Origin of the sequence: Streptomyces alkaliphilus, assembly GCF_014141535.1 — a bacterium.
Classification (GTDB): domain Bacteria; phylum Actinomycetota; class Actinomycetes; order Streptomycetales; family Streptomycetaceae; genus Streptomyces; species Streptomyces alkaliphilus.
Window position 1 is genome coordinate 1 of the sequence record NZ_VKHT01001023.1, and the last position, 1,732, is coordinate 1,732.

The 1,732-nt window shown below is 71.5% G+C and carries 1 protein-coding gene and 1 pseudogene; both read right to left on the minus strand.

Translation table 11 applies throughout. The features are described from left to right. Positions 1-973: pseudogene (locus FNQ90_RS27700) on the minus strand (DNA translocase FtsK); the annotation flags it as partial. Positions 974-1,031: 58 nt separating this feature from the next. Then, positions 1,032-1,574 (minus strand): hypothetical protein, encoded by a 543-nt coding sequence (locus FNQ90_RS27705; RefSeq protein WP_228471482.1) that lies wholly within the window; start codon positions 1,572-1,574, stop codon positions 1,032-1,034. Positions 1,575-1,732: the final 158 nt, after the last annotated feature.

Genomic DNA, 1,732 nt, shown 5'->3' on the forward strand with positions numbered 1-1,732 from the left:
GGGTCTGGCCCTTGTAGAGGTGGGGCAGGGTGCGGGCCCAGCGGGAGGCGTAGGCGGCCCCGGACTCCACATCCTTCGAGAGGGGATCGAGGGTAGGTCGGCGGGCGGCGGTCGCGGCGCAGACCTTGTCGATCAGATCGTCGTCCAACTTGAAGGACTTGAAGGGGCTGGGGCGCTTGGGCCCGAGGCGGGTGTGGATGGTCCACCCGGAGCCGGCGACCGGCGCGTCGGCGGTGTCCAACTTGACGTACCCCGGGAACAGGTACGCCAGCTCCTCGGGATCGGAGACGGTCATGCCGACCCGCCACTTGGCCTGGAGCTTCATGGCGGCGGTGACGACGTCCTGGGTGGCGCGCAGCCCACAGGTCAGGGTCCGTACCCGCATCGCGCGGCCTTCGTTGATGACCTTGTCGAGCTGCTCCTTGACGTCCTGGGGCAGGGAGGCGGTCTCGTCGACCAGGATGACGATGCCCGGGATGTCCTTGCTGATGGGCAGCTTGTTGTCGCTCTTCTGCTGGCGCATCAACTGCTGGTAGCCGGCCTTGCGGGCGGCGATGATCTCCCCGGCCATGGTCAGCATGTGCCGGGCCTCGTCCTCGGTGTGCGCGACCCAGTCCACGATGGGGGCGTCGGCGATGCCCTCGGTCGCCCACGGGGTGATCCAGGGCAGCGCGACCCCGCCGCCGGTGATGTCGATCGCCCAGATCAGCCCGTCCCGCATGCGGGCGAGTTGGGCGGTGACCACCCGCAGGGTGTTGGTCTTGCCCGCGTCGGTCTCGCCGACCAGGATCCCGCAGTCGTTGCACAACCCGCCCAGGGCCGGTTGCCCGTTGCGGTGCACGCCGAACGCGAACCGCTCGGTGAGGGTCAGCTCGCTGTAGTCCTCGGGGTAGGGGATGTCGTCGGAGATGACGTCCCGCAGGGTCACGTCGATCAGGACGGAGCCACGGTGGGCGCCGGGGCTGATCTCCACTCCGCAGCCGTCGGGGAGCTGGAGGTCGGCGGCCAGGCGCGGGCCGTAACCGGAGAGGTCATCGGCGGGTGGTGCCGCCGGGCGGCAGGGTGACCTCGATGGTGTAGCCGACCTTGCCGGGCCACCACTCGATCTCCCCCGCCCGGCAGCCCTCGATCCGGGCGACGCGGGCCAGACGGTCCTCCCACCCCAGCAGCACGCCCACGGATTTGCGCTTGAGCTTCAGGCGGTCCTTCAACTCGCGGCGGGTCGGCTCGCTCCTGGTCACCGAGGCGTTCAGCGCCGCGCCCACGGCCCACACGCCCAGCCCGGTCGCCCAGCCGGTCACCGACAGCGGGGCGGTGGCCAGCGCCCAGGACGCCCAGGCGGCCGAGGTGATCCAGGAAACGGCGCGGGTGGTGACGGTGCCGGCGGTGGTGCCCTGCCGAATGTCGTAGGCGATACCGGCGGCGGCGGCGCCGCCCAGGGTGATCGCGGCGGCCTCCCACGGCAGACCCGTCAACGGGGCGAGCATCACCATGCTCGCGGCCGTCTCGCTGGCGTAGCCGAGGAACGTGGTGTGGCCTGTGGGCATCGACCAATCCCAGTCACGAACAGACATGGCAACTCCAAGCGGGGAACGAGGCGGGGCCCCGCCGGTCACCGGCGGGGCCCCGAAGGCGAAGGAAGGGATGAGGAGCGGGAAGGGTGGCCCGGCCGGGGTGGGCGGCGTGCTGCCGCCCGTCCCGGCCGGGACGGAAGAGGAACGGGGCCCGGGGG